Source organism: Zhongshania guokunii (assembly GCF_040892635.1).
Taxonomy (GTDB): Bacteria; Pseudomonadota; Gammaproteobacteria; order Pseudomonadales; family Spongiibacteraceae; genus Spongiibacter; species Spongiibacter guokunii.
On the sequence record NZ_JBFRYA010000003.1, the window covers coordinates 257,526 to 280,190 of the forward strand.

The window sequence follows — 22,665 nt, forward strand, 5'->3', positions numbered from 1 at the left end:
ATGTGGGCATTACTGCCGTTAAAGGACTTTGTACAGGCCAAGCAACGACTGGCAGGTAGTTTAACGGTGTCTGAGCGTCGAGTTTTGTTTCATTCAATGGTTGAGGATGTGCTGGGAGTTGTAGCATCGTACCCTCGTTTCGAGCAGGTGGTGCTGGTTTCAGACGATCCATCTGCGCATTTATTAGCCGAGCACTATGGCGTTGCGTGCTGGCCTGAACGCGATTTTGGGGTCCGCGGGCTGAACGAGGTGGTTGGCGCAGCGCTGGCGAATATACATCGTGTCGCGCCGCGCAGTAATGTGATGGTCGTGCACGGCGATTTACCTTTGCTAAGCCACCGCGAATTAGATGCCGTGTTTGATGCCCACGCTGAGTTGTTGAATGAGGGCCCGTCGGGATTGAGTATAGTGACTGATCACTATCGGCGCGGCACAAATATTTTGGTTTGTAATCCCGCGCGGATGCCAAAGCTAGCGTATGGCCAAGCAAGTTGTGAGCTGCACTATCGCGAAGCGCAGTGCCTGGCGATTCCCGTCCAAATCTTAAACTTATCTGGTATTGCCCAAGACATTGATACCAGTGGTGACTTACTGCGGTTACTTGCCATGCCCCAGAACAGCACTGCCCAGCATACACGCAAATTTTTGCAGGAAAGCGGCATAGCCCAGCGTTTAAATTTGATGAGTGGCGAAGTAAATATTAATGCCAATTCGACTGCAGTGGTGATGAATACCCAGTCGGCCATGTCTGATTGGAGTGTACTATGACGGACAATATGCAGACGATATTGGCTAGATTTCAACAGCTGGATTCGCGAGGGGCTGTGTTAGCTGGGGAGTGGAGCCCCATTGCTGATACAGGCTTATGTGTGGCAGATGCTTTAAATTTAGCAGTGCAGGACGAAACGCCGGCTTTGATGCGGGTGGCTGCTCAGCTCCGTGATCGCGGTTTTTCTAACTGCGTAAGTTACTCGCGAAAAGTGTTTGTTCCACTGACTCATTTATGTCGGGATGTCTGTCATTACTGCACTTTTGCTAAAACCCCCAAAAAAATCGAACAGGCTTTTTTACCCCCTGAACAAGTGCTGGCGCAGGTCAAAGTAGCCGAGAGTATGGGCTGTAAGGAAGCCTTGTTTACCTTAGGAGAAAAGCCCGAGCTGCGTTATCGCGCGGCGCGTGAAGCGCTACTGGCTATGGGTTTTGCTACGACCTTGGAGTATCTCGCTCATGTTGCTGCCAGAGTCTTAGCGGAAACCAATGTGCTTCCGCATATTAACGCCGGTTGCATGAGCGATGCGGAATTCGCCATGTTGCGCCCAGTGTCGGCATCAATGGGGATAATGCTGGAGTCGGCATCGAGTCGTTTATGCGCTAAGGGTATGCCTCACTACGGCTCACCTGACAAAGACCCTGAGCTGCGTTTGGCAACGATTGAGCGGGCGGGGCGCGCAGCCGTGCCCTTTACCACGGGAATTTTAATTGGTATCGGTGAAACGCGTCTTGAACGCGTAGAGTCACTGCTGGCATTGCGTGCGCTGCATCGGCGCTATGGCCATTTACAAGAAGTGATTATTCAAAATTTTCGCGCCAAGCCAGAAACTAAAATGGCAAAGGCGCCAGAGCCAGATTTGAATGAGCTACTGTGGACAATCGCGGTGGCGCGGCTGATTTTTGGCGCTCAGATGAGTATTCAAGCGCCGCCTAACCTCAGCCCCGGCGTTTTGCCGCAGTTGATCGCGGCGGGCTTGAACGACTGGGGCGGGGTGTCGCCTTTAACACCAGACTTTGTAAACCCCGAGGCGCCGTGGCCGCATCTTGAAACTTTGGCGACAGAAACCGCGGCCGCAGGCAAGCACCTGCATGAGCGCCTAACTATTTATCCGCGCTATGTGCGGGATTACTCCCGCTGGTTAGATATCGCGCTGCACAGCAAAGTATTGCAGTACTGCGATGGTCAAGGCCTGCCTAAGGAAGATGGCTGGGTGGCGGGGCAGGATTTTGAAGCGCCTACGGCGGAGATCGACCTTATAAACGGTAAGGCGAATAATCGCGATTTTGCTGCGCCAGTATCGGCGGATATCCAAGCCATTATCGCTGCGGCGATGCGAGCACAGGCCCTGAGTGAAAGTGATATTGCTCGTTTGTTCGCTGCGCGAGGCGCAGATTTTACGGCGGTTTGCCAAGCAGCTAATCGCCTTCGCGAGCAGCGCTGTGGCGACCGCGTGAGCTATGTTGTTACCCGCAATATTAATTACACCAATGTGTGCTATTTCAAATGCCAGTTTTGCGCGTTTTCTAAGGGTAAACTCAGCGAAAATCTGCGTGGTCGGCCCTATGATTTATCCGGCGACGAAATCGCTCGTCGCGCCAAGGAGGCGTGGCAGCGGGGTGCGACAGAAGTGTGTATGCAGGGCGGTATTCACCCTGAATACACCGGCCAAACCTACCTCGATATTCTTGCTACCTTGCGCGCAGAAACACCAAACATGCATATCCATGCCTTTTCTCCTTTGGAGGTTTGGCAGGGCGCTCAAACCCTTGGTCTCAATCTGGAAACCTATTTACGCCAGCTAAAGGACGCAGGTTTACACTCCCTGCCTGGCACCGCAGCCGAAATCCTCGACGACGACGTAAGAGCAGTTTTGTGCCCCGACAAAATCAATACCGCGCAGTGGCTAGAGGTGATGGCAAGCGCTCATAAAGTTGGGCTGCGCTCGACGGCGACCATTATGTACGGTCATGTTGACGGCTATTTATCGTGGGCACGCCATCTTTTACGCGTGCGGAATTTACAAGAACAAACTGGAGGTTTTACTGAGTTTGTGCCATTGCCCTTTGTACCCGCAGAGGCGCCGATCTACCTAAAGGGCAAAGCGCGGCGGGGCCCAAGCTTTCGCGAAGCTATTTTAATGCATGCGGTGGCTAGGCTCGTGTTCAACGGCCTCATCGACAATATTCAAGCCTCGTGGGTGAAAATGGGTGAACAGGGGGTTGCCGCCTTATTGAATGCTGGCGTGAACGATTTGGGTGGCACTTTGATGAATGAAACCATTACCCGCGCTGCAGGGGCCGTGCATGGTCAAGAAACGGCGCCGGAATTGATGGAGGCTAGAATATATCGCGCTGGCCGTCAGCCATTTCAACGCAATACCTTGTATGGCCCTGCTGATCCGGAGCAGTGTTTGCGATCCCGCAACGCGCTGCCACTTGTCGAGCTAATAAATACGCCAGCTGATAAGTATGGGCGTAGTAAACACCGCAATGGCGATGATGTGATTGCGATAAACTAAATAAGAAATAGTAAAGGCTAGCGGATACTGCTGGTATGCATGGTTTTCTTACTATAATAATTAAGTAGTAAGTCATTAATGGGATTATTGATCAGAGCCTGCTTTTGTAAAAGGCAAAAATAAACCCCAGTCAATTTGGCTGGGGTTTATCGCTAAAAGCCTGTGCTAGCCAAATTTAGCTTGGCATGAAGAAAAAGCAGACCTTGTTACCGTCTTTATCAAAAAAGTAAGCACCGTAAAATACGCCTTCTATACGCCAGCCGGGCTCGCCGTCGCTGGTCGCGCCCATTGAAATTGCTTTAGCATAGAGTTTGTCTACTGCTTCAGTTGAGCCAGGTGCGAGCGCAACCATATTGCCGTTACCCGCAGAGGGGGCTTCTTCGTTGTAGGGTACGCAAACACTTAGCATTGGCTCGCCAGGGCGACCAATCATCGCGATGCGATCCATATCAAAAATTAGTTGCACGTGCATATCTGCCAATAGTTCAAGATAAAAGGCTTTGGCGGCGGCTAAATCCTTAACGCCTAAGGTTACATATCCGATCATTTTTAGAATCCTTTATTGGTTTAGGTGTTGATGTCTTTATGTTGAATAAGGACATTGTATTTAATTTGGAGTCACGCAAGCCTTAGCTGTTTGCTAATGCGGCCTTCAATAGTACGTTCTATCATCGCGCTAATGATAGAATTTTTACCTTCTGCCTGCCTAGGTATTTACTCGCGGTTGAGTATATTTTGCACAGCCACCATGTCGCGCGCCCTAGTAATTGCCCGCAGCGGTTTGTTATTGCCAGCCGCAGAGCCAACGATTGGCGTCCTTCAGCTCTCGCCACTGCAGTGTGAAGCTCCGTTTGCTCATCACTGCTTCGAGCTCGCAGTGGTAGAGGGTCTGATATTCATCGAATTTGGCTTCAGTGACAATAAAATGCTTTTCTTTATTCTCTGGGCTAACGGCGGTCCATTTACTATTGAGGAGTTTTTTGGGATTAACGACGTTCATTGTGATGGCCTAAGCGGATTTGATATTTATATTACGCAGTAATTGGTCATTTAGATGCGCTGCTGCGCCTTGGAAAAGCCGCGTAATGCCCTGATAATGGCGATTCTTTGATTCGTAATAATGCACTTCTAACCGGAATCTCATGTCCTTAATCTCTCCTTTAGTGCCGATTATTGTGCCGGTAATACTCTGCGCGGCTATTGGCGTGTTTTGGGTGCGCTTTAAACAGCCCTTCGACCATGAGTTTGTACGGCGTATTGTGCTTTGGATTAGCGCGCCGGCATTGATCGTAGGAACCTTGGGTAAAACGGTGATATCTGCGGAGCTCCTGCAGCACGTTTTGCTCGCCAGTATGTGTATGCTGGCCTTTACAGCAGTGTTTGCCGCTGTGGCTTGTGTCTTATTGCGTTTGAGCTTGCGCGATTTTTTGATACCGCTGGTATTTGGCAATTTTGGCAATATGGGCTTGCCTCTCTGTTTGTTTGCTTTTGGTCAGGAAGGGTTGGCGATTGGGCTGGGGGTATTCCTTGTTACCACCATCTCACACTTTTCCTTTGGGGTTGCGGTACTCAGCGGTAAAGCCATGATTAGGGGCGTGCTCAGCTCGCCGGTAATTTATGCTGGGGTGTTTGCCTGTCTATTGATTTTTAATCATTGGCATTTGCCTTTAGCGCTGCAAAACACCTTGGAGTTGCTGGGCGGGATTTCGATTCCACTTATGCTAATTACCCTTGGGGTTTCCTTAAGCAGTCTGCGCCTGCAGGGCGTGGGTAAATCGCTAGGGCTGGGTTGCCTGCGCCTATTGGTCGGTTTGGGGGGCGGCGTGGCGACGGTATATGTTCTAGACTTGGAGGGCATGGTCCGCAATGTGGTATTGCTGCAATCGGCAACGCCTGCGGCGGTGTTTAATTATTTGCTTGCTATGCAGTACCGGCGGGAGCCGGATACCGTGGCGGGGATGGTTGTTAGCTCTACCCTGATCAGCTTTATTAGCATCCCCGTTCTACTCTATTTTCTTGGTGTGCGCTAAAGGAGGGTTTAGCGGACGATGATCTTCTTTTTGGCGCGGGCAATTTCGCCTTCGAGGCGTTCGTAGATTGCTTTAACGTCAACATCGGCGCCAACCGCGGCGCGGCTAGAGATTTGCGTGACGGGGAATATGGCCTCGTCTTTCATCGGCACGTCTAACGCTCGGCTGCGGCCGACGCGGTCAATATAGATGACCCACTTTAAATTGTGCTCCTTGCGTAGATGGTCGCCAATAACAATGCCCATGGCCTGCAATAGTGCAGTTTGATCACCTTTAACCAGCTTGCGATCGAGCAGAGTTTGCATCAGTCTCAGGTCGCTGTCGCGGCCTTCGCCGAAGCTGCGGCCCAATTCAATTCGGGCAAGGTCGTTGAGCTCCTTGCGGCTATTGTCCATGTAACGTTCGTCCATGGGCGTGATCGGGTCGGTGCGCCAAGGGTCGGCAATACTCATTGGCGCCAAAATAAACAGAAATACTATCACTAGGAAACGCATTGACTTTTCTCCTGTCTCACATGGGCAAAACGCGGTGCATTATAGGTCTTAACGCCACCAAGACATACGTTATAGACCATGTTTGCATGGATTCGTTCGAGATTCCGCTAGCTTACAGTGATTTGTCCCTTGAGCTGTGTGGCACAGGCCAGTACCATTGGCGGCTTGCACCATTTTTGGAGATACAGGCATGATTTCGGGTAGCATTGTCGCCCTAGTAACACCGATGCACAGCGATGGCAGTATAGACTGGCAGGCTTTGTCGCGCTTGATAGACTGGCATGTTGAACAGGGTACTGACGGTATTGTGGCGGTGGGTACCACTGGCGAGTCAGCAACTCTGGGCATGGACGAGCACAAGATGGTGATTAAAGCCTGTGTCGACCAAGTGGCTGGCCGTATCAAGGTTGTCGCCGGTACGGGTGCAAACTCTACGTCTGAGGCTATCGAACTCACCGAAGTTGCCCGTGAAGTGGGCGCCGATGCCTGTTTATTGGTGACGCCGTACTATAACAAGCCTACCCAAGAGGGCTTGTATCAACATTATATGGCGATTGCCAATGCTGTGGCGATTCCTCAAATTTTGTATAATGTACCGGGCCGTACCGCCTGTGACATGCTTAATTCGACCACTATCCGCTTAGCAGAACACCCCAATATTATTGCTATCAAAGATGCCACAGGCGATTTAGCGCGGGGCAAAGAGCTGATTGACGCCGTTGGCGATAAATTAGATGTATTGTCTGGCGATGACGCAACCGCAGCAGAATTGATGCTGCTGGGTGGCAAGGGTAATATTTCGGTTACTGCCAATATCGCGCCTGCAGCGGTCAAAGCTGTGTGTGTGGCGGCTATGGCGGGCGATAAAGCGGCCACCGACTTGGCTGACGCGCCACTGCGAATTTTGCACGAGCGCTTGTTTGTAGAGTCAAACCCTATTCCAGTGAAATGGGCATTGCTTGCTATGGGCATGATGGAAGATGGTATTCGTTTGCCTCTGACCGTGCTCAGCGATGCCGCCAAACCACAAGTGACCGAAGCCCTTCAAAAAGCGGGATTAATCGACTAGATGAGCAATCATATGCACAGCACTGTGTTTAGAGTAATGACCGTAAGTTTGGGGCTGGCAGTTTTGTCTGGCTGCGCGTCTGATGGTGCATTTCGAGATCGTGGTAATGACTACCGCAAAGCCAAGTTAAGCGCGCCCTTAGAGTTGCCACCAGGTGTTAGCTCAACCTCGTTGGACGATAAATACGTCGTGCCTGGTCTGCAGACTCACACCGTATTGCCTGGCGAATTTGAATTGCAGCGCCCAGAGCCTTTGGCTAAAAATGTGGGTACTGCGGAAGTTAAAATTCAAACTCTGGAAGGCAAAAGCTGGATATTGCTCGACGGTGACCCAAATCAAGTTTGGCCGCGGATGCGGGTTTTCCTTGGTCGTGCGGGCCTAAAGGTTGCTCGTGCCGATGGCGCTACGTCTACGATTGAAACCGAGTGGCGCGACCCGAACGGCGATGGCAATACACGCGAGCGCTTCCGTTTCCGCCTGGAGCAAGGTGTGCAAAAAGGCACGAGCGAAATACACCTTCTCACCCAGATTAATGGTGGCGAGCAATGGCCAGTACAGTCTGACTCTTTAGAGCGTGAATCGCAGATGGTGCGCGTGGTTGCCCAGTATTTGGCCGACAGCGAGCAAGATGCCTCGGTGTCGATGCTGGCTCAACGCTCAGACGGTAAAGGCAAGATTTTCCTAGAAGGTTCACCAGAGGGCGATGGCCAATATTTAAGGCTGCAGCTACCTGAGGATCGCGCTTGGGCTGCATTAGGCCTGGCTTTGGTTAAAGCTGGCTTTGAAATTGAAGACGACCGCCGCGAAGTGAATAAATACTGGTTGAACTACAGCGACACCGAGGCCGATGAAATGGGCTGGTTCACTCGCTTATTTAGCGCCCGTCGCGCTAATTTGAGCCGCTATGTTGTTGAGCTGCGCCCAATAGCCAATGGCGAGTCGTTGATCTACCTGAACTACCAGAAGGGTCGTCGTCTTCGCGACATTGAACGCGAAAATCTGTTGAAGCGCATCATGGGGTATATGTATTAGTGCGTTTCGCATCTCTGGGTAGTGGCAGTAAAGGTAACGCTACCCTGCTCGAAACCGAGCAAAGCTGCATTCTGATCGACTGCGGTTTTAGCATTAAAGAAACCGAGCGGCGCATGGCCAGGCTTGGTCGAGCACCGAGTGATTTGACCGCTATTCTGGTGACTCATGAGCACAGCGACCACATCAAAGGCGTGCTGCCGCTGGCGCGTAAATACAAAATGCCGGTGTATTGCAGTTATGGTACGGGAGAGCACGGCCAACTGCGGCTCTCTCATCACTGGCGGCATTTAGAACTGGGTACAGCAATTGATATCGGCGGTATCTCCGTAATGCCGGTGGCTGTTCCCCACGACGCTCGCGAACCTTGTCAGTTTGTGTTCAGTTACCGAAAAAAAACATTTGGGCTGCTCACGGATTTAGGTAGTATTACGCCCTTCGTCAGAGAGCACTATCGGAACTGTGATGCACTGCTACTTGAGTGTAATCACGATGTGACCATGCTTGCCAATGGCCCCTATCCCTATTCGCTCAAACAGCGGGTGGGCGGTGATTGGGGACATTTGAATAATCAGCAGGCCGCGAGTTTGCTGGAAGATGCCGAAGTTGCTCGGCTTCAACATGTGGTCATTGCCCACCTGAGTGAAAAGAACAACACGCCCGCGCTGGCGAGAATGGCGATAGAACCGATGTTGGTAAACAGTGACGCGCTGCTGTCTGCCGACCAAGAGGCTGGTTTCGACTGGCTAGATATAGCGTGATCTTTTTGTGCTAATGAGGCAAACCATGGAAAAACGCGAAGAGTTGTATTCCGGTAAGGCAAAGTCTGTTTTCAAGACTGACGACCCAGACCGTTATATCCTCAATTTCAGAAATGACACCTCGGCCTTCGACGGCCTGCGGGTAGAGCAGCTGGATCGCAAAGGCATGGTGAACAATAAGTTCAATGCCTTCATTATGAACGCCTTGCAGGCGGCTGGTATCCCAACCCATTTTGAAAAGCTGTTGTCTGACAACGACGCGCTGGTTAAAAAATTGGATATGCTGCCCATAGAATGCGTGGTGCGCAATATTGCAGCGGGTTCTATTGTAAAGCGTTTAGGCGTTGAAGAGGGTTTGGAGCTCAATCCGCCGACCTTCGAAATGTTTTTGAAGAACGACGCCCTGCATGACCCGATGATCAACGAATTCCATATTCGCTCCTTTGGCTGGGCAAACGATGCTCAGCTTGATCGCATGAAGGAATTAACCTTTAAGGTTAACGACGTGCTGCAAAAGATGTTTGCGGACGCTGGCATGCTACTAGTTGACTACAAGCTGGAGTTTGGCGTGTTTAGCGATGGCGAAATCCATCTTGGCGACGAATTCTCGCCAGACGGCTGCCGCCTATGGGACAAAGACACTCGCGAAAAGCTCGATAAAGACCGCTTCCGCCAAGGCCTTGGCAATGTGGTTGAGTCTTATGAGTTAGTTGGCCGGCGTTTAGGTATCGACTTCGACGCTTAAACAGCTGCCCCCTCCGGCACTTATTGCCGGAGGCCATCATACTGCGTTAGCATAGTCGCTCGCTTGTTAACGCAGTACTGCACAAACCCACATGAATCTAAGCCTACAGCATAAGCGCCTATCCCTGGCGGCACTGTTATTACTGTGCCTCAGCTGGTCGCTATGGCTGCAGGGTAATCATATTCATGTTGCCGAACACACTCCGATTAGTGAGTGTGTGGTATGCCATTACAGTAGTGCGGCGGCCACAAGCGATCCCTTTAGTACTTATACTCCTGCATTCGTACCTAGTTGTCATGAACTGGCTTTACCTGCGGTCGTACGCGCTAGTGCTGTGTTACACCCGCCCGCTCGGGCCCCTCCTGTTGTTTTTGTCTAAACCGTATTTCGCGAAACATCGGCTTGTTTAAGTAAATCGACGGCGCGCGCAATTTAACGCGGAGCGCCAGTGGATTTCTAGCGACTTCAAGCTTGATGCTTTCTGTAGAGCTTTTTTAGCGCTGTATTGCAGAGCAAGGCGGGTTTGTCTTGTGTGGGCAGTGCTATATGACATTAGATACTCAGGAACACATAATGAACTGGAAAATGATAATTTCTCTGGCGGGTGCCTGTGCCCAGCCTCTATGGGTGGTGGCAGCTGAAAATTCCCATCTAGAACACGTCTTAGTCACCACCTCTATCCACAAAAATGAAGCGCAAACCGCGCTGCCCTTGACTGTGCTGAGTGGTGAAGAGTTGCGCCGTCAAGCGGCGGCGACAATTGGCGAAACCCTAAATCACTCGCCAGGCTTAAGCAGCGCGAGCTTTGGCCCAGCGGTTGGCCAACCCGTAGTGCGCGGGCAACAGGGGCCGCGGGTTCAGGTTTTGCAGAATAGTCTGTCGAGCTTGGACGTAGCGTCAAATAGTGCCGACCACGCCGTTTCGGTAGAGCCAATCTTGGCCGACAGCATCGAAATTCTGCGCGGACCTGCAACCTTGCTGTATGGCGGCGGTGCTATTGGGGGCGTAATCAATGTCATCGACAGCCGCGTGCCAAATAAGGCGGTTGATGGTTTTGGCGGGGCTGGCGAGATACGCCATAGCGGTGTTGATGATGGTCGCAGTGGCGTGTTTCGGGTGGACGTTGGTAATGGTAATTGGGCCGTGCATATCGACAGTTTGTATCGCGACTGGGGTAAGCCGGAAATTCCAGGATTAGCGGTAAGCCCCCGTAATATTGACGACACCGATGAAAGCAGCGATGGCTATATTGCGAATGCTGATGGCCGTACTCGTCGTAGCACCGTGGGCAGTGCATACCACTTTGATAGCGGATATGTTGGGTTAAGTTACAGTGAGTTAGATAACGTCTACGGCATTCCCGCCGCAGTCCATCATCACCATAATGAAGACGAAATTGAGGAAGAGGTGCATGAGGATGAGGGTGCTGAAGAGGGGGTTAGTCTGGCTGTGAGTCAACAGCGCTGGGATCTCGCTGGAGACCAACATTTCGATGGTTTCATAGAGTTATTGCGTTGGCGTTTGGCCTATAGCGATTATCAACATCAGGAAATTGAAGCTAGTGGTGAAATAGGTACGACCTTCAACAAGGAAGCGTGGACAGGGCGTCTCGAACTAGCTCACCGTCCTTCTAGCCAGTTGGGTGGCGATTGGCATGGTGTGGTCGGTCTGCAGTGGTTAGAAGCAGATTTTTCAGCCCTTGGTGAGGAGTCCTTCGTGCCGGCGAATACCAATCGCCAACTCGGAATATTTTGGCTTGAAGACTATCACGCGAAGCGCTGGTCTATAGAGGCGGGGGTGCGAGTAGACCTAGACCATCTTTCGGCGGCTGGCGCTAGTATCGCTGACTACGACACCGATAGCACGAGCGCATCATTAGCCGCACTGTATGATTTTAATGACAGCTGGACGGCATCTTTGTCGTTTTCAAGCTCGCGGCGCGCGCCAACCGCAGAGGAGCGTTTTTCTAATATTGCTAATACCGCTGGCAGTTATGTAGTACACGGCGCGACCGGCGCAATTGAGATTGGCGATGCACAGCTGCGCAGCGAAGAGGCACAGAATGTCGATTTGAGTCTGCGCGCCGAATACGAGACGGTAGATGGCAAGCTCACCGTTTTTTCAAACCATTTCCAAGATTTCATTTATTTGGATAATACCGGCACAGAATTCGATGGTGTCGACATTTTGGCCTACCGCCAGAAAGATGCGATATTTCAGGGCTTAGAATATGAGCTTGAGTGGCAGGTGTATCGCAGTGCTAGTGCGGTGTATTCCCTTGGTTTGTTTGGCGATCGCATCAGCGGTGAACTGGACAATGGCGATAATGCGCCGCGTTTACCCCCAGCGCGTGACGGCCTACGTTTAAATTGGCAGGCGCAAAACTGGCAGGCCGATTTGAGTGTGGTTTACGCTCGCGCGCAAACCAAGGTTGGTGCCAACGATCTTTCAACCGCGAGCTACCAGCGTATTGATGCGACGGTTTCCCGCGTGTTTGAATTAGCCGATGTACAATACACTGTAATGCTGAAAGCACGTAATTTGGGCGATAAAGAAATTCGCAGTTCCAGTTCTTTTATTCGTGATTACGCGCCTGAAGCAGGTCGCGGTATTGAGCTCGCTCTGCAAATGCAGTTTGGTGAAAATTAATAAATTTATTGTGACTTGGCGATAGTAGCTGTACTTATTCTCGCTAGCCAAATTGGTATTAATGCGGATTGCCAAGGATTTTTTGTCGTTTAAGGAACATCTGGCATGATCTGTTGGTCAGAACATCCGAATGCAAATATTTCGGTGCGGTAATTAAAATTTCCGCGTGTTGTATTCCAAACTTACTTTGTAGGGATCTGATGTTTGTAGGGAATGTCAGGCTGAATGCTTCGCTACTCAAGTGATTTATTCGGTATGAGTAAGTTTTTTTCAGTACAGAAATCCCTAACAACTGAATCTACTCATGGAGAGTGCTAAGCATGAAAAAATTAATTTCAAATTTAAAGTCTACTCAAAGCAGCAAATTTCTAGTTGCGTTTTTTGTTATCGCTAGCGCAATGTTTGCCGTCACAGCTTGTGAGAAAGGGCCAGCAGAGAAGGCGGGCGAAAGTATTGATCAGGGAGTGGAAAACACTAAAGACGCTTACAACGAAGGCGTTGAGGAAGTGCAAGACGAAATGGACGATCACAGCTAACTATCGGTTGTCTAGTTTCCCGTTTCGACGCAGTTTATTGCGCCGTCGATCTCGGGCTGTGTTAGGGCATAATTGCTCAAAGCACAGCCCGATTTTTTTGTCTGTGATATTCTGTGTCCCATAAGTAGAGTTTACTGGGGGAGAGAATGTCTAAGCTTATTAGCCTAGTCTTTATAGTTTTGTTAGTGGCTTGTACCAAGCTACCTAGTGGCGTGGAAGCAGTACAAAGCTTTGATAAAACCAAATATCTTGGTAAATGGTATGAAATAGCCCGTTTAGATCAGCGATTTGAGGCCGGTCTGAGTCAGGTTAGTGCTGAGTATAGCCTGCGAGATGATGGTGGTATTCAGGTGGTTAATCGCGGTTATTCCGCGGCCGACGGCGAATGGCGTGAGGCTGAGGGGCGCGCTTATTTTGTTGGCGAGGAGTCGACAGCTCATTTAAAAGTATCGTTTTTTGGGCCATTTTATTCATCCTATGTCGTGTTCGACCTTGGCTTAGTTTCTGCTGATGGCGATGCAGAGCCGGATCAATATCAGTACGCCTTTGTTAGTGGCTATAACAAAGATTACCTTTGGCTACTGGCAAGAACCCCTGTGGTTAGCGACGAATTGATTAGTCGCTTTGTAAATAAGGCGCGCTCGCTGGGCTTTGATACCGGCAGCTTGCTTTATGTGAAGCACCCCAAGCCGCTCACGGCAAAATGAATTGACCATATTTATGCCGTTCAATAGTGCCATCCAATGCTGTTATTTTAATTGGTTTACCTTTGTCGTCGTATAAGTCGCGCCTCGATCGTTTTATCAGTCGCCAGACTGGTATAAAACGCGGTGATGTAAGAGCGCTTCTTGCCCAAGGTCGAGTTCGTGTAAACGGACAAGTGGCTGCTGATATCGCGCAATTAATCACTCAGTTTTCCCAAGTATGGCTTGACGATTGCGCGCTGCAGGCGCAAACGCCGGTGTACCTGATGCTGAATAAGCCCTCTGGGGTTGTGAGTGCGACTAAAGATAAAGAGCATACAACGGTTATAGATTTGCTCGCGCGCAACGATCGCGGGCAACTGCATATTCCCGGTCGCTTAGACTTTAATTCGACAGGGCTATTATTGCTGACCAATGATGGCCATTGGTCGCGGCAACTGAGCTTGCCAGAGCGCAATATTGAAAAAGTGTATACCGTCACTGTCGCCAAGCCATTAACCGACGATTACGTGGCGGCCTTTGCAGAGGGTATGTATTTTGAGTACGAGAACGTCACCACGCTTCCCGCGCAGCTGCGAATTGTGTCTGATTACGTGGCGGAGGTGAGTTTGCGCGAGGGCCGCTACCATCAGGTCAAACGCATGTTCGGCCGTTTCCAAAATGAGGTTTTAGCCCTGCATCGCCATCGCATCGGCAGTCTTGAATTAGATTTAAGTTTGGCGCCGGGCGAAAGCCGCGATTTAGCACTCAGTGAGCTTGCGGCTTTAGCCGCGAGCGAACTTGGTTTTTAGCGTCTCCCCTCAAGCATGCGGCAAACTGCTTTATACTGCGCTTCTAGAAACAACTGTAATCACTTGGAACCTATGCCACGCATGGCTGACTTGCCTATTGAAGCCCTTGTTCCCGATATTCGCCGCGTCTTAGCGCGCGCGGATGAATTAGTGCTGGAGGCGCCGCCTGGCGCCGGTAAAACCACGCGGGTGCCATTAGCTTTGCTGACAGAGCCTTGGTTGGCGGATCAGCGAATTCTGCTGTTGGAACCCCGGCGTATTGCGGCGCGCTCGGCGGCAGAGCGCATGGCCGATGTTTTAGGCGAGCGGGTGGGTCAAACCGTGGGCTATCGTATGCGCATGGACAGCGCGATAAGTGAGCAAACCCGAATCGAAGTGGTTACCGAGGGCGTGCTAACCCGCATGCTGCAAGACGATCCCTCGTTGGCAGGTATTGGCCTGCTAATTTTTGATGAATTTCACGAGCGCAGCCTCGATGCCGATTTAGGCCTCGCGCTCACGCTAGAGGGGCGCAGCCTGTTTGGCGATTTGCGCGACAGCCCGCTTAAGATTTTGTTGATGTCGGCGACCTTGGATGGTGACCGTATTGCCGATCTTTTCAACACGGAAGCAGAGTCTGCCGCGACAGTGTTGCGCAGCGAAGGCCGCCAGTACCCAGTCAGTTTGCGCTACGCTGAGCCGTATCGGTTTGACCAAAACACAGTGGATCGGGTGTGTCGAATAGTTTTGGATGCACTGCGTGATGAGCAGGGTAGTATCCTCGTATTTTTGCCTGGTCAGGGTGAGATCCGGCGCTGCGTGACGAACTTGGCAAATAGCGTTGGCGACGATGTTATTGTCGCCCCGCTGTATGGCGATTTAAGCTTGGCAGACCAGCGCTTGGCCATTGCGCCGTCGCCGGCGGGCCATCGAAAAGTGGTATTGGCCACCAGTATTGCTGAAAGCAGTTTGACTATTGATGGTATTCGCGTGGTGGTCGACAGTGGCTTGGCGCGGGTGCCAGCGTTTGATCCTCGCACCGGTATGACGCGGCTGAATACCAAACGCCTGTCCAAGGCCTCGTCTCAGCAGCGCGCTGGTCGAGCGGGGCGTTTAAGTGAAGGCGTGTGTTACCGGCTGTGGAGCGAGTCGCAGCAGCATGAGTTGGCGGCCTATAATGAGCCCGAAATTTTGCAAGCTGATTTAAGTGCGCTGGCTTTGCAATTGCTGCGCTGGGGCATCGCCGACCCCACGCAATTAACATGGTTAGATTTGCCGCCTGCCGCCGCCTACCAGCAAGCTTTGGACTTACTGGTCGACTTGGGCGCGCTAGCACAGCGGGATGACCGTCTGCAAATTACCCCACACGGCGAGGCTATGGCTGGGCTGCCAGTGCATCCGCGGTTAGCGCATATGTTACTAAAGGGTCGTGAACTCGGATCGGCGCCCCTGGCCTGCGCTATTGCCGCCTTGCTGGGCGAGCGAGATTTTGGTCCCCGTGACAATGCCGATATGCAATCTCGCTTGGCAGTATTGCAAGGTGAGCAGCGCGCCGAACGTCAGCAGCAAGGTATTGTCGCGCGCTTAAAAAAGCAACAGCAACAATACGCCCGAATATTGGAGCGTAGCGGCGGGGCGAAAGGTGCCCCAGTGGATATTGATCCGGCGGTGCTGCTGGCCTACGCCTACCCCGATCGTATTGCTAAACAACGTCGCGAGCGCGGCCGCGACTATGTGCTAAGTAATGGCCGCGCCGCCAGCTTGAGTGAGGCGGATGCACTAAATGCTGCGCCATGGTTGGTGGTTGCCAGCTTGGGCGGCACGGCGGGCGGGCGCAGTGATTATATTCAGCTCGCGGCAGCGCTAAATCCAGCGCATTTTAGTGGATTATTGGCGAGCCGCGTACACGCGATTGAGCGCGCCGACTGGAATGATGCCAAGGGTCGCTTTATTGCTGAGCGCAGTCATTTAGTTGGCAGCCTAGTTTGGCAGCGAGAAATTCTGAGCACAATTTCACTTGAGCAAAAGACCGAGGCGCTACTTGCCTTTGTGCAGCGTCGAGGTCTAGTGGTGTTTGAGTGGCCCGATCACGTTCAGCAATGGCGGGCGCGAGTGATGTTGGCCGCGCAATTGAATTGTCCGCCCGGTGGCTGGCCTGATTTAAGTGATGATGCTTTGTTGAGCACGGTCGCTGCGTGGTTGGCGCCGTATTTATCTGGCGTTAATTCATTAAATGATTTTAAGCGCTTGGATATGGGTGAGATTTTGGCGGCGACGCTTGATTGGCCCCAGCGCCAGGCGCTGGATAGCTTGTTTCCTGAGCGCTTTACGGTGCCGTCAGGTTCTAATATTCGAATTGATTACAGCCAGAGCCCGCCGGTGCTGGCGGTAAAACTGCAAGAGATGTTTGGCTGCACAGTGAACCCTGCGGTTGGTAATGGCCGCCAGTCTTTGCTGTTGCATCTGCTGTCGCCAGCGCGGCGGCCTCTGCAAGTTACCCAAGATTTAGCGGGGTTTTGGCAGGGTAGTTATCACGATGTTAAGAAGGAAATGAAGGGGCGCTATCCTAAACCACCACATAACCTTGCTGTTGACTCTCTTTCGCATAACATGCCATAGTTGACACTTACTAAATGAAGTGGTGGTGCAGGTGAGCTATGAAAACGCGCGACATAGAGGCCGCCTCCTAAATATCGATGTGGCTGCTGATCTATTTGGCAGTTATTCAACGGAAAAAAAAATGGGCGCGGTTAAGCAGGTTTTAGCCGGCTCTGATACGCCCATATATCTCACTCCCGAGTTTATCGGCTGTGACGATAATAGAAATGTTTACAACATGCCTTTTCTGCTCAACGACGATGGGACTCCGTGGTGGGAAGCAAATGCATATCTGTGTTATCTCGTTGAAAATAAGCACGTTATGTCTAGGCCTACCGATGATGCGCGCCGTAAAGCTGCGAGACTTTTGGATTACAAGCTATTTACGGAGGATGAAGGTTTTGACTGGCTGGACTTTAGTGGAAGGCGTTTATCGTCAAGGCCTACCTATCGATATTTCTATTATTTGTGTGAAATAAGGGCTCTCAGTGCTGCTTCTGTAAATCAATATACTAGTGATGTTTACTCTTTCTACGAATACACTTCAAGAAGCTGGCACCCAGAAAGTATACAAATGGAGCGGGTTGATTCAGTAAAAACTATCAGAGTTTATTATCAGAGTTATAAGTACTCTAGCTCCCGAGAAGTTCTAAAGCGATCTCAGACAAAAAGAACACCTGGGACGTCGAAGATTCCAACTGGCTATGTGCGCGAAGACGGTGAGGTTCTGCGCCCGTTAAATGTAGAACAAATATCTGAGCTTAAAAAAATTGTTAATGGTAGCTCATGGGAGCCAATCGAGCGGTTAATAGTCCTGTTCTCTTTATTGACGGGTGCGAGGAAGCAAACAGTTCTGACTATTAGGCTTAGACATATAAGAATGCTGTCTGATATGGAACCACAATCTGATGGTAGCTATAAATTGCAGGTCGGGCCAGGAACGCTCATAAACACTAAAAATAGCAAGAAACATAATATCTATATTCCAAGCCAGCTTAGGACGGAATTAATTATCTACGGCCATTGTGAGCAGTCTCGAAAACGTAGAGAGAAATTCAAACTAAAATATAGAATGGAGTATCCCGGCCTGCCTGAGTTTGAAGAAGATGATCTATATTTGTTTATGTCTGATCAGGGTAACTGCTATTACATGGCAACTGACGACCCAAGGCATCCAATTGTCAAGTCAAGGCCATCAGGCCAGGTTGTTGATAATTTAAAACGTAAGATATTTAGAGGCGCGACAGATAATTTCCCTAGAGATTTTTACTACCACTGGCTGCGTGCTACCTATGCATTTCTGCTTTGGTTAGGCCTTCAGAAAAGCATTGATAGCGGAACATTAAGTGAGTCGGAAGCTTTAAGCTTCATACAGAATAGGCTCAGTCATAAGAGTAGAGAGACAACAGAAAACTACTTAAAGCTATTTAAAAATATCGATGTGCAATTCATGGCGCAAGAATTGTTTGAGGATATTCTATTTTCTGGAAGCATGATGGATAACGATCAGAGATGAATTTCTTTACTGATAGAAATGTTCAGGTGATCAAGGTGGAGGGTTTCGGGGAGGAGTACCTTCACCCTGAAAATCTACTTATTCAATTTGATAAGAATGTTAAAAGCCTACCCTTTGATATTGGAGCTTTGTGCTACAAACGTCGCGAAATAATTCGCCAGGGGTTTCGTGGAGGCGCTATCCTCTCCGGCAGGAAGGTAGACGTTAGTTCGCTTGATCGTAAACGACGTGAACTTGTTTTGAGGTTGTTGGATGTGTTATCTGTTAGTGGGCAGAGACAAACCTCTATGTACAAAATTATCACCGAAGTTAAATATTTTGTTGAGTGGGTTGATAACAATGGCCACGATAGATTCGCCGAGGACTGTCAGTCATTCGTAGCTGCATACTCGGCATACAGTAACTCACTGTACGATAGAATATTAGGGAAGAAGGATCTCTCACCAGCCACCGCTCGTAGGTTTCAGTCGACAAGCAGAATGCTGTTAAGGGTAATGTATCCAGAGGATCATGCGGGTCTTATTTCTCGGGTTCCCACGATTTCAGGCCAAAGAAAGCCCTCTGCTGCACCAGAGAATAAGGTTGTGGAGAGCTTCCTGAAGCCGCTTGTTCCGTTTGTAAGGAACCTGAGGGCGGCATTAATGAACAGTGATTTTCCCTTGACGGTCAACTGCGGCGCTTACGATGTTACGTTGCTGCCGTGCAATGCACGTCACACGATATCACCGTATGTTAGTGCTTCTGATATACATTCACTTTTTGATGCCGCTAATAATAGATTGTATAAACTCGATGAACTTGGCTTTTTAGGTCCTGTTTGGAAAATTGAACGTGATTATCTGAGGGCAATATCAAATATTGCCGCTCATAATATCGATAAAAAAGGTGCACTGTACCGAAGGAAGTTGGCTCAAAAAGTGATTCGTGGCTACGCGCTTTTAATTCAAGCTCTTACGGGTATAAATTCCAGTGATTTAGTATGTATGAAGACCAGTTCCAATCTTGATGTGTCAACGGACTCCGTTAAGAAAGATCTAGTTTCCGTGAAGTTTAGGGCAGCGGGAAAGCTTGTTTCTTATCCTATTGGTGGCCGGCAGGGATTAAAGCTTTTGCGTGAATATATGGACTTTCGAGAGTGGTATTTAAATGGGCGTAAATGTGAGTTTTTGTTCTTTCAGGATATAGACTCTAGAGGGGTTGTTACCTCCCCTGCAGTACTAAAGATTGATTTTCAGCGGAAATTATTTAGCCAGCTGTCGGGTAGCGTTTTAGATCCTGATATAAAGAGTGTGACGCCTACTCAGATGCGGAAACATAAAAGTATTGTTCTGAAAAAGATTGGATTACGGGCATCTGAATCGGCAACTGCTTTAAATCACGGCATTCAAACTAGTGAAGATTATTACGATACTCCAAGCACGGATGACATGAAAATTGAACTTGGGGAATATTGGAATGCAGTTAAGCTATCAGTCCGCACTATTCAAGTTCGTCTTCCTGGAGACACTGAATCAAGATCTACGATAGTAGGTCACTGCGATGAAATTGGTGAGCCAATGCCTGCAGAAGCATTCGTACCTATCGAACCGAATTGTGGCACGCAGTACGGATGCCTCTATTGCGTACATTATGCTTGTCATGCTGATGAAGAAGATATTAGAAAGCTATTCTGCTTAAAGTACGTTATGGATGCAGTCAGAAACGGTGCGGATGAAATTGAAAGGGCTGAGCAACTTTTCAAAGATATTTGTATTCGCGTGGAGGCTCTAGTTAAAAAAATTGCTGAGCTATACCCGGAGACAAGTGAAGTGATTGCCAGGGTGAGAAAGGAGGTCTTTGAGTTGGGCATACTAACACCATTTTGGGAATCTAGGCTTAGCCGTTATGAGGAAATGGGAGTGGTTTTATAATGAATGCGCGTGCGAATATGCTTTTCAATAATCGCGGCGTTAAAAACGGAATTGGAGGGCTTGCGCCGGATGACTATATTTCCACGCCAGGGCCAGATTTCGTGCTATGTCGAGACGCTACCAATAAAGCGACTGCAGTGTATGGGAGGAATATTTGGGACTTCAATCCATACCGTCTTTCCGCAAAAAAAATATGTAAGTTTCATTTTGATATCGACTGTCGAGATACTGATTTGAAGGAACAGTTGATTAGTGAACTAAAGTTGATCGTATTTCGCCTAATGTACGCCCCTCGATCTGGTAGGCTGGGAATGACTAGTGCGTCGACTATGTATCAAGTCTTCATTACTGTTCGTTCTATGGCAGAATTCTGCGCAAGAAAGTCAGAAAATCGCTTTTCTCAAGTCGTATCATTGTTTGACCTTTTGTCGAATGCTTCTTATTTAGCTGCATATCTTAATCATATTGGCGTAAGGAGTGGTCACATCGAAAGGACTGGCGAACTGTTGGCTAAGCTTAATGCTATAGGACGAGATCAACTCGGTTTTAATGTTTGTTCAAAAAGTCATTTTGATTTTGAGGTATTAGAATATAAGCAACATCCAGTAATTCCATCGAGTATCTATTTAGAGATTATGTTGCGTTTGGACGAGTTGGTTGATGCCGTATATCCTTTGCGCGACAATATCAAGGCCCTGATTCTTGAAATGGATAATCGTCGGTGCGGGCATGGTATTGGAGCGCAGAAGGAATTTTATTACAAGATCCCCGTAAATGAGAGAAAATGTAAAATAGAATTTTTTCCAACTATGGAAGAACTTCTTAATGAGTACGGGCTCTACGACCTGATGATGAATACGTTTATGTCAGTTGGGCCACATAGAAAGCAATTTGGGAAGTTTATACGACAGATTCTGTATGTCTTGAAGCACTCTCTGCACTTCTATACGGGAATGCGCGACCAAGAAGGAGCTAGGGTGCCTTACTCATGTGTGCAAAAACATGAAATTGATGCAGCGCTTTTCGACGACAAGGGAGACATAATTGATTCTTCTCGCATGATAAGTTTAGTTTCATCTACTACTAAATACAGCGGATATCAGAGAACTGATACGTGGCTCGCTCCAGATCGCGTTATAAAAACAATAGTTATAGCTCAAAGTATCTGTGAGGCCTTGTCTCAGCTATATGGTAAAAAATTAGACGAAGTTCCGTTGTTTCTCAGTCCACATATAATCCACCAAAAAGACGCAGAAATGAAAGCAGAATCAACACTAAATTCTGGGAAAAAAGGTTTTTTAGAATTAATTGCTCAAGGTAGATTTAAGATCAAAGCGGAAGATCTAGCTGAGCTTTCAAATACCGATCCAGATAGGGATTTTAGTGTTGAAGAGAAGTTTAATGTTGGTAATACTTGGCCATTATCATCACATCAATTTCGTCGGTCACTTGCTTTTTACGCTAGCAACAGTGAGTTTGTGACGAGTCCGACAATAACATCGCAGTTTAAGCAGCTATCTAAACTAATGGCCCAGTATTACTCCAGAGGAAATGAACGGTTCCTTTCTATATTTAGTAACACTCAAGATCATCGAAGGCAGGCAGAGAGTCATGTTGCGTATGATTATCAGATGGCTGTGCCTATAAATGCAGTAAAAATGCTTATTCAAGATGTATTAGACAATGACGGGGTGACGCTTGGAGGCACAGGGTCTTATCTTGAGAAACAGAAAAAGCGAATTGGTAGGGGTGAGATAACCATCTTTGAAGTGCGGGAGGAAACTGAAAAAATGGCTGCTGTCGGAGATATTAGCCATCGTATAACGTTGTTGGGCAGCTGCACTAAAGTTGGCCCCTGCGATGATCAGTTGATGGGTGATTTTACAGCTTGTCTATCCTGTGGTGATGCAGTGGTAAACAGCGACAAAGTTCATAATATGCTTTCTAGTACGATTGACGAACTCAAAGGCTATGCAGCCGATAGTGCCGAGTATCAACTTCTGAATTCAGAGATATCTAAACTTCGCGCGTTTAAAGAAAATAATTTAATCGCGGTAATGGAGATTGCGTAATGGCAAAGTTTCAAGGTTTGAAAAAATGTGAAGATGCGTTTGAAAGGCTTGTTAATGGTAGGCCCAATCGTCGAGAGCATGTGGGTGTCAGAAGTGCCGACATTACCCCATCCATGGTTAGTGTGGAAGCGGGGTTTGATAAAGGCTACCTTAAGCGTAGTAGGGTGCCGCACCGGCCACTTATTGCAAGGATTGACAGCTTGAGGGGTGGTGTAAAGCCTGGCGCGCAGCCCACCGTGGAGCGCATTAGTCGTGCCCTCAGTGCCGCCGAGAAAGCAAAGGCTAATGAGACTGCAATGAAAGAGATACTTGATAAGGTTCTCACTCAAAACCTGATGCTTGTGGAGAGGGTTCGGGAGCTAGAGGCCTCAATTCACGGCGCTCAAAGCAGAATAAGCTTGCGGTCCAACAACCCAACCGAGAACATTGAAAGATAATGAGCGACCGAGATAGGCGCACGGTCTATCGAAATCGAAGCACTATTTGACTCAC

Annotated in this window: 19 protein-coding genes; 16 read left to right on the forward strand and 3 right to left on the reverse strand. The window is 49.2% G+C overall.

The window, feature by feature from the left end:
- Nucleotides 1-768 (forward strand): 2-phospho-L-lactate guanylyltransferase, encoded by a 768-nt coding sequence (cofC, locus tag AB4876_RS05295; protein ID WP_368380603.1) that lies wholly within the window; start codon nucleotides 1-3, stop codon nucleotides 766-768.
- Nucleotides 765-3,290, forward strand: a complete 2,526-nt coding sequence (cofH, locus tag AB4876_RS05300; protein WP_368380604.1) for a 5-amino-6-(D-ribitylamino)uracil--L-tyrosine 4-hydroxyphenyl transferase CofH — start codon at nucleotides 765-767, stop codon at nucleotides 3,288-3,290. The genes cofC and cofH overlap by 4 nt, the downstream gene beginning before the upstream one ends.
- A 175-nt stretch (nucleotides 3,291-3,465) precedes the next feature.
- Here the strand turns inward: cofH and AB4876_RS05305 are convergent, their stop codons facing one another.
- Entirely contained in the window at nucleotides 3,466-3,837 is a 372-nt protein-coding gene (locus tag AB4876_RS05305) for a VOC family protein (protein ID WP_368380605.1), read from the reverse strand.
- Between the two features lie 237 nt (nucleotides 3,838-4,074).
- Nucleotides 4,075-4,290: a TIGR02450 family Trp-rich protein gene (locus tag AB4876_RS05310; RefSeq protein WP_368380606.1), complete on the reverse strand. Its 216-nt coding sequence runs from the start codon at nucleotides 4,288-4,290 to the stop codon at nucleotides 4,075-4,077.
- Between the two features lie 142 nt (nucleotides 4,291-4,432).
- Here AB4876_RS05310 and AB4876_RS05315 point away from each other — a divergent pair, with 142 nt between their 5' ends.
- On the forward strand, nucleotides 4,433-5,320 hold the full coding sequence (locus AB4876_RS05315; RefSeq protein WP_368380607.1) for an AEC family transporter: 888 nt from the start codon (nucleotides 4,433-4,435) through the stop codon (nucleotides 5,318-5,320).
- Nucleotides 5,321-5,328: 8 nt separating this feature from the next.
- On the opposite strand, the gene AB4876_RS05320 is transcribed toward AB4876_RS05315, so the two are convergent.
- Nucleotides 5,329-5,814 carry a DUF3806 domain-containing protein gene (locus AB4876_RS05320; protein WP_368380608.1) on the reverse strand — a complete coding sequence of 162 codons (486 nt, stop codon included), beginning with the start codon at nucleotides 5,812-5,814 and terminating at the stop codon, nucleotides 5,329-5,331.
- A gap of 190 nt (nucleotides 5,815-6,004) precedes the next feature.
- On the opposite strand from AB4876_RS05320, the gene dapA reads away from it, so the two are divergent.
- The 13 genes from dapA (at nucleotide 6,005) to AB4876_RS05385 (ending at nucleotide 22,610) form a co-directional block, all read left to right on the forward strand.
- Nucleotides 6,005-6,883, forward strand: a complete 879-nt coding sequence (gene dapA / locus AB4876_RS05325; protein ID WP_368380609.1) for a 4-hydroxy-tetrahydrodipicolinate synthase — start codon at nucleotides 6,005-6,007, stop codon at nucleotides 6,881-6,883.
- Nucleotides 6,884-7,915, forward strand: coding sequence for an NlpB/DapX family lipoprotein (locus AB4876_RS05330; protein WP_368380610.1), 1,032 nt, complete (start codon nucleotides 6,884-6,886; stop codon nucleotides 7,913-7,915).
- The gene (locus AB4876_RS05335) at nucleotides 7,915-8,673 is read left to right on the forward strand and encodes an MBL fold metallo-hydrolase (RefSeq protein WP_368380611.1); all 759 of its coding nucleotides are present in this window, start codon (nucleotides 7,915-7,917) and stop codon (nucleotides 8,671-8,673) included. The genes AB4876_RS05330 and AB4876_RS05335 overlap by 1 nt, the downstream gene beginning before the upstream one ends.
- A gap of 25 nt (nucleotides 8,674-8,698) precedes the next feature.
- Complete coding sequence (gene purC / locus AB4876_RS05340) at nucleotides 8,699-9,418, forward strand: phosphoribosylaminoimidazolesuccinocarboxamide synthase (RefSeq protein WP_008249045.1); 720 nt, start codon at nucleotides 8,699-8,701, stop codon at nucleotides 9,416-9,418.
- 573 nt (nucleotides 9,419-9,991) lie between these two features.
- Entirely contained in the window at nucleotides 9,992-12,067 is a 2,076-nt protein-coding gene (locus AB4876_RS05345) for a TonB-dependent receptor (RefSeq protein ID WP_368380612.1), read from the forward strand.
- Between the two features lie 320 nt (nucleotides 12,068-12,387).
- Nucleotides 12,388-12,603: a hypothetical protein gene (locus tag AB4876_RS05350; RefSeq protein ID WP_368380613.1), complete on the forward strand. Its 216-nt coding sequence runs from the start codon at nucleotides 12,388-12,390 to the stop codon at nucleotides 12,601-12,603.
- 146 nt (nucleotides 12,604-12,749) lie between these two features.
- Entirely contained in the window at nucleotides 12,750-13,310 is a 561-nt protein-coding gene (locus AB4876_RS05355) for a lipocalin family protein (protein ID WP_368380614.1), read from the forward strand.
- Nucleotides 13,311-13,336: 26 nt separating this feature from the next.
- On the forward strand, nucleotides 13,337-14,098 hold the full coding sequence (locus AB4876_RS05360; protein ID WP_368380615.1) for a pseudouridine synthase: 762 nt from the start codon (nucleotides 13,337-13,339) through the stop codon (nucleotides 14,096-14,098).
- Nucleotides 14,099-14,179: 81 nt separating this feature from the next.
- A complete protein-coding gene (gene hrpB, locus AB4876_RS05365; protein WP_368380616.1) occupies nucleotides 14,180-16,696 on the forward strand; it encodes an ATP-dependent helicase HrpB in 2,517 nt (838 codons plus the stop codon).
- 31 nt (nucleotides 16,697-16,727) lie between these two features.
- Nucleotides 16,728-18,191: a site-specific integrase gene (locus tag AB4876_RS05370; protein ID WP_368380617.1), complete on the forward strand. Its 1,464-nt coding sequence runs from the start codon at nucleotides 16,728-16,730 to the stop codon at nucleotides 18,189-18,191.
- Nucleotides 18,188-20,101 carry a hypothetical protein gene (locus AB4876_RS05375; protein ID WP_368380618.1) on the forward strand — a complete coding sequence of 638 codons (1,914 nt, stop codon included), beginning with the start codon at nucleotides 18,188-18,190 and terminating at the stop codon, nucleotides 20,099-20,101. Before AB4876_RS05370 ends, AB4876_RS05375 begins: the two co-directional genes overlap by 4 nt.
- Nucleotides 20,101-22,173: a hypothetical protein gene (locus AB4876_RS05380; protein ID WP_368380619.1), complete on the forward strand. Its 2,073-nt coding sequence runs from the start codon at nucleotides 20,101-20,103 to the stop codon at nucleotides 22,171-22,173. The genes AB4876_RS05375 and AB4876_RS05380 overlap by 1 nt, the downstream gene beginning before the upstream one ends.
- A complete protein-coding gene (locus tag AB4876_RS05385; RefSeq protein ID WP_368380620.1) occupies nucleotides 22,173-22,610 on the forward strand; it encodes a hypothetical protein in 438 nt (145 codons plus the stop codon). The genes AB4876_RS05380 and AB4876_RS05385 overlap by 1 nt, the downstream gene beginning before the upstream one ends.
- Nucleotides 22,611-22,665: the final 55 nt, after the last annotated feature.